Source organism: Blautia aquisgranensis, from assembly GCF_040096615.1.
Classification (GTDB): Bacteria; Bacillota; Clostridia; order Lachnospirales; family Lachnospiraceae; genus Blautia_A; species Blautia_A aquisgranensis.
In genome coordinates, this window is record NZ_JBBMEJ010000005.1 from 112732 (window position 1) to 127146 (window position 14415).

Annotated in this window: 14 protein-coding genes; 13 read left to right on the forward strand and 1 reads right to left on the reverse strand. The window is 44.6% G+C overall.

The genetic code is table 11. The features are described from left to right. Positions 1 to 75: 75 nt before the first annotated feature. Positions 76 to 2103, reverse strand: a complete 2028-nt coding sequence (locus WMO28_RS05885) for a right-handed parallel beta-helix repeat-containing protein (RefSeq protein WP_178642843.1) — start codon at positions 2101 to 2103, stop codon at positions 76 to 78. Between the two features lie 140 nt (positions 2104 to 2243). On the opposite strand from WMO28_RS05885, the gene WMO28_RS05890 reads away from it, so the two are divergent. From WMO28_RS05890 to WMO28_RS05950, 13 genes are all read left to right on the forward strand, one after another. Beyond that, a complete protein-coding gene (locus WMO28_RS05890; RefSeq protein ID WP_349056347.1) occupies positions 2244 to 2534 on the forward strand; it encodes a hypothetical protein in 291 nt (96 codons plus the stop codon). 86 nt (positions 2535 to 2620) lie between these two features. Beyond that, entirely contained in the window at positions 2621 to 2944 is a 324-nt protein-coding gene (locus WMO28_RS05895) for a cellulase family glycosylhydrolase (protein ID WP_349056348.1), read from the forward strand. Continuing rightward, entirely contained in the window at positions 2944 to 3207 is a 264-nt protein-coding gene (locus WMO28_RS05900) for a hypothetical protein (RefSeq protein WP_349056404.1), read from the forward strand. The genes WMO28_RS05895 and WMO28_RS05900 overlap by 1 nt, the downstream gene beginning before the upstream one ends. A gap of 152 nt (positions 3208 to 3359) precedes the next feature. Further along, a complete protein-coding gene (gene rsmH, locus WMO28_RS05905; protein WP_178642842.1) occupies positions 3360 to 4412 on the forward strand; it encodes a 16S rRNA (cytosine(1402)-N(4))-methyltransferase RsmH in 1053 nt (350 codons plus the stop codon). A 195-nt stretch (positions 4413 to 4607) separates the two neighbouring features. Beyond that, entirely contained in the window at positions 4608 to 5639 is a 1032-nt protein-coding gene (locus tag WMO28_RS05910; RefSeq protein WP_178642841.1) for a 2,5-dihydroxypyridine 5,6-dioxygenase NicX family protein, read from the forward strand. Positions 5640 to 5644: 5 nt separating this feature from the next. Beyond that, the gene (locus WMO28_RS05915; protein WP_178642840.1) at positions 5645 to 6793 is read left to right on the forward strand and encodes a PucR family transcriptional regulator ligand-binding domain-containing protein; all 1149 of its coding nucleotides are present in this window, start codon (positions 5645 to 5647) and stop codon (positions 6791 to 6793) included. Positions 6794 to 6805: 12 nt separating this feature from the next. After that, positions 6806 to 8071 carry a cytosine permease gene (locus tag WMO28_RS05920; RefSeq protein ID WP_178642838.1) on the forward strand — a complete coding sequence of 422 codons (1266 nt, stop codon included), beginning with the start codon at positions 6806 to 6808 and terminating at the stop codon, positions 8069 to 8071. Next, positions 8072 to 9463, forward strand: a complete 1392-nt coding sequence (gene pepV, locus WMO28_RS05925) for a dipeptidase PepV (protein ID WP_349056350.1) — start codon at positions 8072 to 8074, stop codon at positions 9461 to 9463. Between the two features lie 103 nt (positions 9464 to 9566). Further along, positions 9567 to 10931, forward strand: coding sequence for an MATE family efflux transporter (locus WMO28_RS05930; protein ID WP_349056351.1), 1365 nt, complete (start codon positions 9567 to 9569; stop codon positions 10929 to 10931). A 129-nt stretch (positions 10932 to 11060) separates the two neighbouring features. Beyond that, on the forward strand, positions 11061 to 11270 hold the full coding sequence (locus tag WMO28_RS05935; RefSeq protein WP_178642832.1) for a DUF1858 domain-containing protein: 210 nt from the start codon (positions 11061 to 11063) through the stop codon (positions 11268 to 11270). 159 nt (positions 11271 to 11429) lie between these two features. Next, on the forward strand, positions 11430 to 12044 hold the full coding sequence (locus WMO28_RS05940) for an anthranilate synthase component II (protein WP_349056352.1): 615 nt from the start codon (positions 11430 to 11432) through the stop codon (positions 12042 to 12044). Between the two features lie 48 nt (positions 12045 to 12092). Continuing rightward, the gene (pabB, locus tag WMO28_RS05945; RefSeq protein ID WP_349056353.1) at positions 12093 to 13490 is read left to right on the forward strand and encodes an aminodeoxychorismate synthase component I; all 1398 of its coding nucleotides are present in this window, start codon (positions 12093 to 12095) and stop codon (positions 13488 to 13490) included. 12 nt (positions 13491 to 13502) lie between these two features. Further along, positions 13503 to 14294, forward strand: a complete 792-nt coding sequence (locus tag WMO28_RS05950) for an aminotransferase class IV (protein WP_349056354.1) — start codon at positions 13503 to 13505, stop codon at positions 14292 to 14294. Positions 14295 to 14415: the final 121 nt, after the last annotated feature.

Here is a 14415-nt window from a genome sequence, read left to right on the forward strand (position 1 = left end):
AAACAAAATTTTTGTGAAAAAACAAATCCCTGACCCGCTGGTGAATTTTTCAGCTGGTCAGGGATTTTTTACTGTTTAGAACAGCAGCTTCGTGCTTGATTTTTTATTTTCGAATGGTCCAGGATAAGTATGTATGCCACGGTGATCTCCGAAGAAATCATGATTAAAGATGATCGCTGAGCCATCCGGATTCTCATATTTCTGCTCCGGTTCAAAAGCCATGCCAAGAATTTCTGTGGAGATGATTCCGGCAGACTTTTCCGGAAGGAAATCGTAGAGATTGGTATGAAGATACCAGCCGTCTTCTGTGTCTTCCAGAGAAATATTTACGGTATCTTTTGTATTTACCAGCGCATCAGACTCCTTTTTCCAGGGGCGGGCACCGTTGAAATAGCAGTTGCCTGACGTCCACACAGGAAGATGTTCATAATAAAGATCCCCTACATCTGAGCCCATTCCACAGTAGCCCTCGAAATTCTTTTTCCATTCGGAAAGAGTGGGATACTCATCATACGGAAAAGTACCGGTGAGTACATTGCAGTCATCCCACATATTTCCGTCGTTTCCCATAAGATCAGAAAGCTCTTTCATGCACGGGCGGATTTCCTTCTGAATAAAAATATTGTTATAAAATTTCATATCTCCATGAAGGATCGTCATAAAGCCTGCGATCTGTGTTCCGTGGTGTACATGATAAGGAGTGTATCGCGGAGACGGAAGAACCGGCGCCCCATTGTCTGTTCCGATTCCTACGGAAACGAGAGAACCGCAGATCAGGTTATGTACCAGCGCAACACCCTGGGTAGCAAGCTTCAGAGCACGGTCCGAAAGCAGAAGATTGTGGTCAACCAGAGTCGGCCCGTGAGAAACCTCTATAAAAAGATCCTCGCCTACGCAGTTGTATACTTTTTCACAGTCAGTGAAATCAAAGGGCAGACAGTTGTGATGAAAAACATTTCCTGTGACCCGTGTTCCCTGCGCCTGCCAGTCCAGCCAGATTCCTCTGGTGCAGTTGTGGATGTGGTTCCGACGGATGATCACATCGATGGCTGCATGCATCTTGATTCCACCGATCTCTGCACCGGCCAGATTCTGCTTGTTGTTGATGTGATGAATATGATTATCCTCAATAATGGAAAAAATTCCTCCCAGATGTCCAACAATACCAGTCTGTCCGCAGTGATGGATGTTACATCTGCGGATAATGTGGGAACCGATATGCTCCCTGTCCCAGCCCTCATAGGAAGCCTGGCAGATGCAGTCACGTTCTGTCTGGGTGCCGTCCTTATATTTCCATTTCAGCCATTTGTTGTCATTCTCTGGCTGGAGATATTTTCCAAGAGAGATACCGCTGCATTTGGCTTCATAAATCTCACAGTCCTCAATGATCCAGCCTTTGGACCAGTGCGGGCCGACCATTCCCTCCTGGTAAGCAGTAGGCGGAGCCCACTGGGTAGCAGCCTGGCTGATCTTAAAGCCGGAAAGAGTGATGTAGCCGATTCCTTCTCTGGAAGGATAAAAACAGTTTCTTCTGACACTGATCTCCACATTTTCCTGATTGGGGTCCTTATCCTGAAAATTTGCATACAGAATGGTCTGATCGTTTGGTACATCCTGTTCTGTATACCAGGTATAGAGGGAAAAATCAGGATCCCAGGAAAGATCACTTTTTACCGGGGATTTCACATCGTCAAGACTTGTAACCTCATACATGGATTTTTCATTGAGAAAAACATCTCCTGTGTGTGCGATCATGGAAGCAATGAACCAGTCTCCGGATATCAAAGTGGTAAATGGATTATAATCGCCGAAAATGCCGTTGGGAATAGCGGCTTTCCATATGGAACCTTCGATGTTTACCCAGATTTTTACCGGTTCACTTCCTGTAATATGTGCCTGCCCCGGCTGTGCGGAACGGTAGGTGATCCGCAGATCGGCTGTGCCTGCATGGATGGGATCCACGGCCTCACGGTAAATTCCGGGAGCTACCAGGACAGTGTCTCCTGGTCTGGCTTCGCAGGCAGCCTCCTGAATGGTTTTAAATGGAGCTTCTTTTGTTCCGGTACCTGTGTGCAGGGCGGAAGCGTCAACGTAAATGGTCATTTTTGTAAAAACCTCCCGTTTATATTGTATGATCAAAATTATAGCAGAAAAACAGAAAATGAGGAATGGATTTGGCGGATTTGCGAAAATTTTGAGAGTATTTGCTGGAATACAGCTTTTGTTTTGGAGCGGTTAATGATATGATGATATCAAAGGCAGATATTGCTGCGTTTTGTCGGGATGTAGTATATGGGAAAGTAAAAGGAAAAAAGATGATGTTAAAGAAAAAAGGACTGGCAGTGCGTCGGATTCTTGCACTGATCCTTGTGCTGTTTCTGGTTGGTACGACAACACCGGCCGGACAGGAGAGGGTTGTTTACGGAGCAGCAGCGACACCGGTATCCAGACATGGAAGACTGTCTGTAAAAGGTGCAGATCTGGTGGATGCAAGCAGGAACAAATTTCAGCTGCGGGATATGCCACGGAGCTAGGAATGTACGTGATCATTGACTGACATATCTTAAATGACGGAAATCCGAAAAGCCATTTAAGCCAGGCGAAATCTTTTTTTGCCACAATGTCAAAAAAATACAGCAAGCAGAAGAATGTTATCTATGAGATCTGCAATGAACCGAACGGCTGTAGCTGGAGTACCATCCGTTCTTATGCAGTATCGGTTATAAAAACCATTCGAAAATATGACAAGAACGCGGTGATCATCGTGGGAACTCCGACCTGGTCTCAGCTGGGATCAGACGGAACCAGCAATGAGGTGGCAAAAAATCCTATCAAAGGATATAAGAACATTATGTACTCCCTGCATTTTTATGCCAATGAATGGAGTCACAACCAATATCTGCCAGATAAGCTGGTTTATGCCAGAAAAAGAATCTTCCGGTGATGGTCACAGAGTTTGGTATGTCGGCAGCCAGCGGAGGAGGTGGAATCAGCACTTCATCTACAGGAAAATGGCTGACCAGACTGAATAAATATAACATCAGCTATTTTTGCTGGAGTCTGAGCAACAAGAATGAATCATGCTCGTTTTTGTTTTCCGGAACAAGAAAGACAAGCCAGTGGAAAACCAGTGATCTGTCAAAAGCCGGACAATATATCCGTTCCAAATACCGTGCAAGGAAAAAAGCCCTTGGAAGTAAAGCGTGAAAAGTGATGATTTACGAAGAAAAGGATTCATGATATTATAGATAAGATATGTTTACTAAATATTTATGACTGATCCTGGAGATATGGCAGGAGGTCAAAGCTTTATGTGATGAGAACAGGATGAATTTCAATAATAAATCAAGGGGGAAATTATGAACCAGGAAACACAGACACCACACAAGCGGCGTGTACGTTATAAGGGGAAATATCCGAAGAAATTTGAGGAGAAATATAAAGAGCTTCAGCCTGAAAAATATAAAGATACGATCGAGCATGTGATCAGCAAGGGCAACACACCAGCTGGAATGCATATTTCCATTATGGTAAAAGAGATCATTGATTTTCTGGATATCAAGCCTGGCGAGACAGGATTTGATGCGACGCTGGGATATGGAGGGCATACGAAGGCCATGCTGGAATGTCTGAAAGGACAGGGGCACATGTATGCAACAGATGTGGATCCGGAAGAGTCTGCCAAGACGAAAAAACGTCTGGCCGAGCAGGGTTTTGGAGAAGATATGCTGACTGTAAAACTTCAGAATTTCTGCACCATTGACGAGATCGCAAAAGAAGCAGGTGGATTTGATTTTATCCTGGCTGACCTTGGGGTGTCATCCATGCAGATCGACAATCCGAAGAGAGGTTTTTCCTTTAAAGTGGACGGACCGCTGGATCTGAGACTGAACCAGGAAGCCGGGATCAGTGCAGCTAAACGTCTGGATACGATTTCCAGGGAAGAGCTTGCCGGAATGCTGGACGAGAATTCGGACGAGCCGTACTGTGAGGAGATCGCAAAAGCCATCACAGACGAGATCCGCAGAGGAAATCATATAGATACCACCACGAAGCTTCGGGAAGTTATAGAGAAAACCCTTTCATTTCTGCCTGAGAAGGAGAGGAAAGACACAGTGAAAAAAACCTGCCAGAGAGTATTCCAGGCACTGCGTATTGATGTAAACCGGGAATTCGAGGTTCTCTATGACTTCATGGAAAAGCTGCCCAGAGCACTGAAGCCAGGCGGACGTGTGGCAATCCTTACTTTCCATTCCGGAGAGGACAAGCTGGTAAAAAAAGCACTGAAGCAGGGCTACAAGGAAGGAATCTATTCAGACTACGCAAAAGATGTGATCCGTCCTTCCGTTCAGGAATGTGCCCAGAACGGCAGAGCCAGATCCACAAAGATGCGGTGGGCTGTGAAAGCATGAAAACAGATAATATAATAGCTGTGAAGGATTCATAAGCCATGGCAGGAGCTGCCATGGCTTATATTTTGGAGAATTTACAAATTTATATATTATATTTTGAAATAATTCCATACAAATAAAAAAATCACTGTGATATCATGATAAATAATTACAGCGTTTTAGTGAAAAGCTATGAAAACGAAAGGAATAGAAAACATGAATATCACACTTGAAACAGCAGCAGATAAGCTGGTAAAAGAGATCTTTGGTGTAAAGGCCGGAGAGACAGTGATCCTTACAGCAGATGATGATTCAGACATGTCCGTTGTACAGGCAGTTAAGGACAGTGCAAAAAGAGCAGGTGCTCATGCCATGGTGATTTCCGTTCCAACACCAGGCGGAGTAGGAAAGGCGGCAGACCCGGATCTTCCGGTAGATGCGTTAAGTGCGGCGCTTCTCTGTGCAGATGTATGGATCGAGTTCAATCATCAGTGGCTTCTGTATTCTACGCCATTTGAACGTGCTGAGGCAGAAAACAAAAAAATGCGTTATATGTGCTTAGTAGATTTCAATCCGGAGCTGATGATCCGTACGATTGGAAATGTAGAAACAGAGCAGCTGAAAAGATTTATGCTGGAGATCACTGCAAGAACAAAAAATGCAAAAAACATGCGGGTTACAACACCGGCAGGCTGTGATGTTTCTTTTGAGATCGATCCGGGACACTATACAGCATGTGACTGCGGCAATGCAACTGTTCCGGGAATCCATATGCTCACCGGGCAGATCAATGTTGTACCTCGTTTTGGAAGTATCAATGGAGTGATCGTTTTTGACGGTTCTGTGACACCGCCGTTTGGAACAACTCCTGATGCACCGATCCGTCTTACGATTGAAAACAGTAAAATTGTAAAAATTGAAGGAGGCAGCGATGCAGCTGTTTTTGAAAAACATTTGAAAAGCTTTGAGGATGAAGGCATGTTCAAGCTTGCACATATTGCATATGGATTTAATCCGGGAGCGATCCTTACCGGAAATATCGTGGAAGATGAACGTGTGTGGGGATCCACAGAATGGGGAATCGGCTATGTCAGTCCGTTTGACGCACCGCCACATGGACAGGACGCAAAATCTCACTGTGATGGTATCTGTCTGAATTCTTCCGTATGGCTGGATGGTGTTCAGATCATGGACGAAGGAAAAATGGTGGATCCGTATCTGAAAGAACTGGCTGCATTCAGAGAATAGATCATATGAATATATCTTTATTGCAGATTTTAAATGCACCTTTATTTGAAAATGTAAAAATTCTGGCAGGACAGGATGGACTTACCCGGATCGTAAAAAGAGCATCTGTTTTTGATGCACCCTTTCAGGAGGATGTCCTGGAAAAGGATATTCTTGCACCTGGAGATTTTTTTATCACATCACTTTTGCAGTTTGAACCCGACAGTGAAGAACTGATGCAGGTGTTGGAACTGCTGGTAAGAGGAAACTGCAGCGGACTGTGTGTGATGATGGAAGAGCGGGCAGAACTTTTTTCAGAAGAAATGTTGCTTTTCTGTGAGGAAAAACAGTTCCCCGTGATCTGTATGCAGAAAGACATTTCCTATGCAGAAGTTCTTGGAGTCATTAATCAGTGTATTCTGGAGGAGCAGACCAATGTGCTCAATCAGCTGAAGCTGGATAAGATCTTGGCAGCCAAAACTCTGCCGCAGGAGCGGATGAAAATTCTTCTCAGCATCAATCCAGGCGTGCGGGAATATGTACAGGCCATTTATGTACGGGATGAAAAGCGCAAGAATACACGTCGGAGGGCAACGGGAGATGTATGCTCTGCTTTTGATATTTTTATTCCCTCGGATAATTATGACATTTGCATTCTGAGCGCAGATTCCATAAAGGAGCTGGAGCAGCATAGGAGTGTTGTATGTGAACAGCTTCTCAGAAGCTGCAATGGCCGCAGGCTGGGAATAGGAAGGCCCTATGCCAGATACCGGGTGGAACGTACGCTGCTGGAAGCTGGAGATGCGCTGGATATGGCACAGGCTTCAGACAGAAGTCTTCAGGTGTATGATCCGTTATCTCCGCAGCAGCTGCTTCTTCCAATAAGAGGAAGTCGTGAGATGCAGGAATTCTATGATGAATTCTGCCGTGAGATCGCAGTGAAAACAACAGAAGAAGGAATGAAGGATATGCTTCTTACCACAAGGGCATATGTGCAGTGCAATGGAGATTTTAAGGAAACCGCCAGAAAACTGAAACAGCATGAAAATACGATCCGCTATCGCATTAACCGATTGAGAAATTATCTCGATGTAGAGGAGCAGCCATTGCTTTTTCATGAGATCATTTCTCTGGCTGTGCGGATCGAATCTATGCTGGAGATCAAAAAAGAATAAAGAGGTATGAGAGTGGAACAGAAAAAGAAAACAGGAAATGTGGAATCTGTCACGCTGGAACAGGTTCCTATGGGGGAAAGAAAAAGCTGGGCTGATGTTGCCATGATCCAGGCCGGTATTATGATCTGTGTGCCGAGTCTGATGCTGGGAGGAATCCTGGCAGAGGCTATGCCCATGTCACAGGCGATCTGGTCCGGTGTGATCGGATATGCGGTGATCGTAGCATTGATGATATTCTGCGGGATTATGGGAAGCGACCTGGGTGTACCGACCTGCGTGGTCGCCTCAGGAGTTTTTGGAAAACAGGGATCCTCCAAACTGATCTCTGCGTTGTTTATGATTTCCATGATCGGATGGTTTGCAGTTCAGAATGGTGTCTGTGGTTCTGCATTCTCCAATCTGATCGAGGCAGGAACAGGCGTGAAGATTCCGATTCCGTTATCCACGGTCGTATGGGGTGTGATCATGCTGGTCACTGCGGTATATGGAATCAATGCTCTGGATAAATTAAACAAAATAGCGATTCCGGCACTTGTGATCGTTACTGTGATCGGCTGTGTGGTTGCGATCCAGCGTTTCGGTACAGGAAATTTAAGCATGGTTATCGACAAGCCTTCCATGAGTTTTGCAGATGGTGTTGTGCTTACCATCAGCTTTATGGCTACCGGTGCATTGAATGCTCCGGATTTTACAAGATATCAGCGAACAAGAAAAGACACAGTACTTTCTTCTGCAATCGGAGTGATGCCTGCGGGAATGGCAATGCTGATCCTTGGAGCAGTGATGACAAGAATCGCACAGCAGTATGATATTTCTTTGGTATTTTCAGACATCGGACTTCCATTCCTTGGAATGATCGTGCTTATCCTTGCAACATGGACGACCAATACGACCAATGCCTACAGTGCAGGTCTGAATGCGGTTATGGTATTTAATCTGAAAGAAAGCGGACGTTCTCTGGCAACGGTTGTGCTGGGAGCAGTGGGAACAGTGCTGGCAGCTGTTGGAGTAGCTGGAAATTTTGAAGGTTTTCTGACGCTTCTTGGAAATGCATTTATGCCGATCATTGCACTGTTTATTGTAGAATACTGGATCCTTGGTAAAGGAAGGGCAGAAAACTTTACACTTCGCGAGGGATGGTCTGCTGCAGGAATCGTGACCTGGGCACTTGGGTTTGCAGCGACTTTTCTGACAGTTGGAATCTCCTTTATCAACGGAATGTTAGTTTCCGGAATTTTATATCTTATCTGGAGACTGGTAAAAAAGGGTGAGAATTAAATGATCAGAGAATACATAGAAAAAAACACACCGGACATGGTAAACCGACTTGGTGAGCTGGTAGCGATACCAGGTGTGTTTGAAGATGCTCCGTCAAAGGGAGCTCCTTTTGGAAAAAATATCCGGAAGGCATTGGAATATGTCCTGAAAATGGGACAGGAGATGGGCTTTCAGGTGAAAAATTATGATGGTTATGCAGGAGAGCTTACCATAGGAAAGGGAAAACGTATAATAGGTGTTCTCTGTCATACAGATGTGGTCAGTGCGGGTGAGGGATGGAATACATCGCCGTTTGATCCCGTGGAAAAGGATGGGAAGCTTTATGGAAGAGGAACCTCGGATGATAAGGGTCCGCTGATCGCATCCCTGTATGCTATGAAGTATCTGGCTGACAATCAGCTGATTCCGGAGGATACCTGTCTGCGAATGATCGTAGGAACTGATGAGGAAGAAAGCTGGCAGTGTATCCGCTATTATCTGGATCACGTAGAAAATCTTCCGCAGGTTTCTATTGTGCCGGATGCCAACTTTCCGCTTCTGTATTGCGAAAAAGGTCTTCTTGATTTTGATCTGTCTTCGATTGCGTATGTGGATGAGAAGGCTGAGATACAGCTGGTGGATCTGAGGGGAGGACGCAGCCGGAACATTGTTCCGGATGAGGCAAGCTGCCTTCTGAAATGTCAGGATCCGCAAATCACAATGAAAGAGCTTATATTGCCGGAGCAGGTAACCGCTGAGATTGCAGATGGTTTTGTGAAACTGACAGCAAAGGGGATCAGTACACACTGTATGAGTCCGGAAAAAGGCTTTAATGCAGTTTCGTGCCTTCTGGAAACACTGAAACAGCTTGGAAAGAAATTTTCTCATAATACTTACATAGAAAATTTTCATCAGGCTATTGGAATGGAATATAGCGGAAAACGACTTGGCTGTGCGATGGAAGATTCAGCCGGTGTCCTGACCTTCAATGTTGGTACGGTTAGCATGGATGAAAATCGAAAAATTCTTCTTCAGTGCAATATCCGTTATCCTGCATCTGTAGAATACAATGACATAAAAGAACTTCTGGAAAAACAGCTGAAAAAATATGATTTTGCATATAATGAAGTAGATTATCTGGCACCAGTGTACCATAAAAAGGACTCTGCGCTTATAAAGTGTCTGATGGAAGCATATCAGAAGGTAACCGGGGATATGGAGACAGAACCGATGGCGATCGGTGGAGCTACCTATGCCAGGGCACTTCCTAATGCAGTTGCTTTTGGGCCGCTGTTTCCGTATGAGGAAGAGCTGGCTCATGAGGCAAATGAGTTCATAAGTATTGACAGTCTGAAAAAGATGACAGAAATTTTTGCCGAAGGCTTATATAAGCTTATGACTGAATACAGATAAATAAAAAACAGAAGCATAAAAAATATCTTGGAATGCGTTGACATCCAGGATATTTTTTGCTATGTTATATAAGTTTATAAACAGGGGAGAGGAGTGACAGAAAATGGGAAAAGACACAACTAATGACATGACAGTAGGAAATCCGGTGAAGCTGATCATCCGGTTTATGATTCCCATGTGTCTTGGAAATATTTTTCAGCAGTTTTATAACATTGCAGATTCCATTATTGCAGGACAGTTTCTGGGTGTGGATGCACTGGCTGCGATCGGAAGTACCGGTTCGCTGATGTTTTTTGTTACCGGATGGCTGAACGGGCTGAGCAGTGGTTTTGCGATTCTGGTATCCCAGTGGTTCGGAGCAAAGCAGTATGATAAGATGCGCCATTATGTGGCGATGTCTGTTTATCTGGCAGCTGCTTTTGCCATTGTGATGACAATCGGGCTGGAGGCCTTAAATGAGCCGATCCTGCGGCTGATGAATTCTCCGGAAGAGCTGATGGGCTCTGTGAAGGGATATATGGGGATCATCTATGCCGGCCTTATCGTGACGGCAGCGTATAATTCTCTGGCAGCGTTCTTACGTGCCCTTGGAGATTCCAAGTCACCGCTGTATTTTCTGATCATCTCAGCAGTGATCAACGTGATCCTGGATATTGCGTTTATTGTAAAAGGAGGAATGGGTGTTGAGGGCTGCGCCTATGCTACCGTGATCGCGCAGGCAATCTCAGCCGTGTGCTGCCTGCTCTTTATCATAAAAAAATTCCCGATCCTTCATCTGAAAAAAGAAGATTTCAAAGTTTCATTTACCAGCTTCCGCTATCTTCTGGCACTTGGTATTCCCATGGGACTGCAGTTTTCCATTACAGCCATCGGAACCATTATCGTCCAGGGAGCGGTAAATATTTACGGTTCTGTTTACATGGCAGGATTTTCTGCAGCAGGAAAGATCCAGAATATCATTGCGACTGTATTTGTGGCTTTTGGCGCGACAACAGCAACCTATGTGGGACAGAACCGCGGCGCCGGAAAAATAGATCGTGTAAAAGAAGGTATGAAATATACCCAGATCATGATTCTGATCTGGAGTGTGATTACGATGGTCATTATGTTCTTCTTCGGAAAATATATGACCTGGTTGTTTATTGACAAATCTCAGACAGATGTAATCAATGTGTCCGTTACATATTTCCACACAGTGTTCTGGGCTTATCCGTTCCTTGGAAGTATTTTCCTCTACAGGAACGGCCTTCAGGGACTGGGATATGGACTGGTACCGATGGTGGGAGGAATTTTTGAGCTGGTGGCAAGAAGTGCCATTGTCATGTTCGTAGCCGGAAAAACAAGCTTTGCAGGCGTGTGTCTGGCTGATCCGGCTGCGTGGATCGCGGCACTGATTCCGCTGATCCCGTATTATATTTACGTGATGCGGAAGTGGAATAAGAAGAATTCCGGAACGGTCGTCTCATAATAATGTTCCGGTTTAATTTGGGGCTTGCAATTATGGAAGATGCAGTTATAATTATACTATAACTGCGAAAGATACCGGGGCTCCGGAATTCCGGTTAGAAATGAAGATCCAGAAGGGAGAATATAGATCATGGAAATCACAAAGGAAACAACAATGGGCGAGATGCTCGCATACGATGAGAAGATTGCATACATCCTTATGCAGGAAGGAATGCACTGCATCGGATGCCCGTCATCCATCGGTGAGTCTCTTGAGGAGGCATGCATGGTACACGGACTTGACGTAAACGTAGTACTGGCAGACATCCATCATTATGAGGAGACCAAGGATCAGAAATAATAAGATCACAGTGATCAGATAATAAGAACGTACAGATTACGGACCGTAGAAGGGATAACGACTGTGCATGTTTTTTGGCATGCCTTTCGTTATCCCTTTTTTATTTGAAGCAGAGTTGCATGGCGAATATTCGATTAACTTAAAGGTGGAGAGAAACGTATGTATGTAATGATAGATAATTTTGATTCTTTTGTTTATAACTTAAAGGCGTATTTTGAGGAGCTGGGACGGGAGATTCTGGTGAAACGCTGTGATGAGATCACACTGGAAGAGCTGGAGGAGCTGAATCCGGAGGGAATCATTCTTTCTCCAGGACCGAAACGTCCCTGGGATGCAGAACTTTGTGTGGAGACGGTAAAAAGATTTCAGGGCAGGATTCCGATCCTTGGAGTCTGTCTGGGACATCAGGTGCTGGGGCACTGTGCAGGTGCCGTGGTAGAAAAGGGAACACGCCCCATGCATGGAAAAGTGACAGAGATCCGCAATCATGGAACCGGAGTCTTTGCCGGTCTGCCGGAAGAATTTAAGGTGACAAGGTATCATTCCCTTATTGTCCGTGGAGAAAGTCTTCCGGAAGAATATCAGGTGGATGCGGTTTCTAAGAATGGAGCAGTCATGGGAATCTCCCACAAAACACTTCCACTGTATGGTGTACAGTTTCATCCGGAGGCGGTTCTCACGGAGTATGGTCACGAGCTTCTTGAAAATTTCTGTAAAATTGCGGAGAAATTCCGGGAAGAAAAAGAAGTGCTGGTTCGGGAAAAAACTGCCTGATCGAAAAAGAAAGCAGTGAATCGAGAATAAAACACACAGGAGATAAAAATGTACAGAAAACAACGCATCATAAAAGAACTAACCCCATATGTTCCCACAGCGGAAATCTTCAGGATCTATGAAAAAGAGCCAGAGGCAGCATTTCTGGATTCTTCTCTGGTTAATGAACTGGGACGGTATTCTGTGATCGGAAAATGCCCGTATCTGAAACTTATAAAAGATGGAAATATTTTTACCGTAAACGGAAAAGAGGAAACAGAGAAAACTTTTGAACAATACATGCGGGAATATTTAAATACGCATTTTGACAAAAACGACAGTGAATTGCCGATCGTATCCGGAGCTGTGGGATATTTTTCCTATGATTACGGAAGAAAACAGATGGGTGTTCCAAGTAATGAATCAGACATTGTGACGATCCCGGAAGCGGTTCTGACGTTTTATGACTGTTTTATTGTGGAAGACTGCCGGGAAAAACGGACCTATCTTGTGTCCAATGGAATCAGCGGAGACGCGGAAACCGAAATTCAGATGATGGAGAAGGAAATTCTGGAGGCGTCAGAATCCGGCAGAAAAAACTGCAACGGAAATGCAAAGGAAGAAGAAGCTCATTCAGATAAAAAATATGAGATTCAGGTTCATCCGAATTTTGAAAAGGAAGAATATAAACGTGCAGTAGACAAGATGATACGTTATATTATCGAAGGAGATATCTATATCGCCAATATGACACAGCAGCTGACCATAGAAAGCGAAAAGCCACCGCTGGATGTTTTTTATGATCTGCGGAAAAATAATCCTTCTCCGTTTGGCGGATATCTGGATTTCGGAGATTATCAGATCGTCTGTGCGTCTCCGGAGCGTTTCCTGAAGATGAAAGACCATCACGTAAATACGCGTCCCATAAAGGGAACAAGAAAGCGTGGTGCAACGCCGGAGGAGGATGAGCAACTTCGCCAGGAGCTTGCAGATTCCGGGAAGGATAAAAGCGAGCTTCTGATGATCGTAGATCTGGAACGAAATGATCTGAACCGGGTGTGCAAGCCTGGCAGTGTAAAGGTTACAGAGCTTTTTACAGTAGAGACCTATGCGACCGTTTTTCATCTGGTGTCTGATATAGAGGGAACACTTGAAGCGGATAAAAATGTGATGGATCTTCTGGAAGCCACATTTCCGGGTGGCTCGATCACAGGTGCTCCGAAATACCGTGCTATGGAGATTATTGACGAATCAGAGCATGGCAAAAGAAATCTTTACACAGGCTCCATCGGTTATCTGACATTGGATGGAAGCTGTGATTTCAACATCGTGATCCGAACAGCACTTCATAAAAACGGAAAATATCATCTGGGAGTAGGCGGTGGGATCACGGCGGAGTCGGATCTGGAATTTGAATACGAGGAAACCCTGCAGAAAGCCAGAGCGATACTGGATGCGTTGCAGTAAGGAGAAGCCAAAATGAACGTAAAATTAGATGAATGCTTTCAGTTCGGTCTGGGAGCTTTTGAGACAATCGGAATCGAAGAAGGAACACCCATACTTCTGGAAAAACATCTGAAACGGTTGAGCCGTGCAGCAGATTTTCTGAAACTTGGTGATCTGAATGAACGCGGAATCACAGAAGAAAAGATCCGGGAGTATCTGAAAGAGCAGACAGAGTTAAAAGAGATCCAGGAAGAATTCGGGAATCTCACGCACTGTGCACTGAAGCTTATGCTCACGAAAGAAAATGCAGTTTTTTTGCTCCGGGCCAATCATTATACACCGGAGAAATATGAGAAAGGTTTTTGCATGGATATCAGCAGTGTGAAAAGAAACGAGACATCACCTCTTGTATATCACAAAACTATGAATTACGGGGACTGCACTCTGGAAAAGAGAAATGCGACGGCAGCAGGTGTAGATGAGAGGATATTTCTCAATACAAAAAGGCAGATCGCAGAAGGAACAGTCAGCAATATTTTCTTTGTACGAAAAGGCGTGATCTGTACGCCGGAAATCAGCTGCGGACTTCTTCCGGGGATTCTACGGGAATATATCTGTGAGACAGAAGAGGTGGAGGAAACGGATATCTATGTTCAGGACCTGAAATGGTATCAGGAATGCTTTGTGACCAATTCCTTGATGGGAATCATGCCCGTGCGGCAGATCGGGAGCGTTTACTTTGAAGAAGATAAGATAACCAGGGAACTGATGGCAAAGTACCGTAATATGATCGCTGAAACAATAAGGCAGAGAAAATCGTTGTGACAGAAAAAACGATATGACAGAATATGAATGGTTTAAACGAATATGACAGAAATATCTTGAATGAAAGTGCGTATAACTGGAAAAAATACAGTTAACGCACTTTTTTTGTGCAAAATCAACC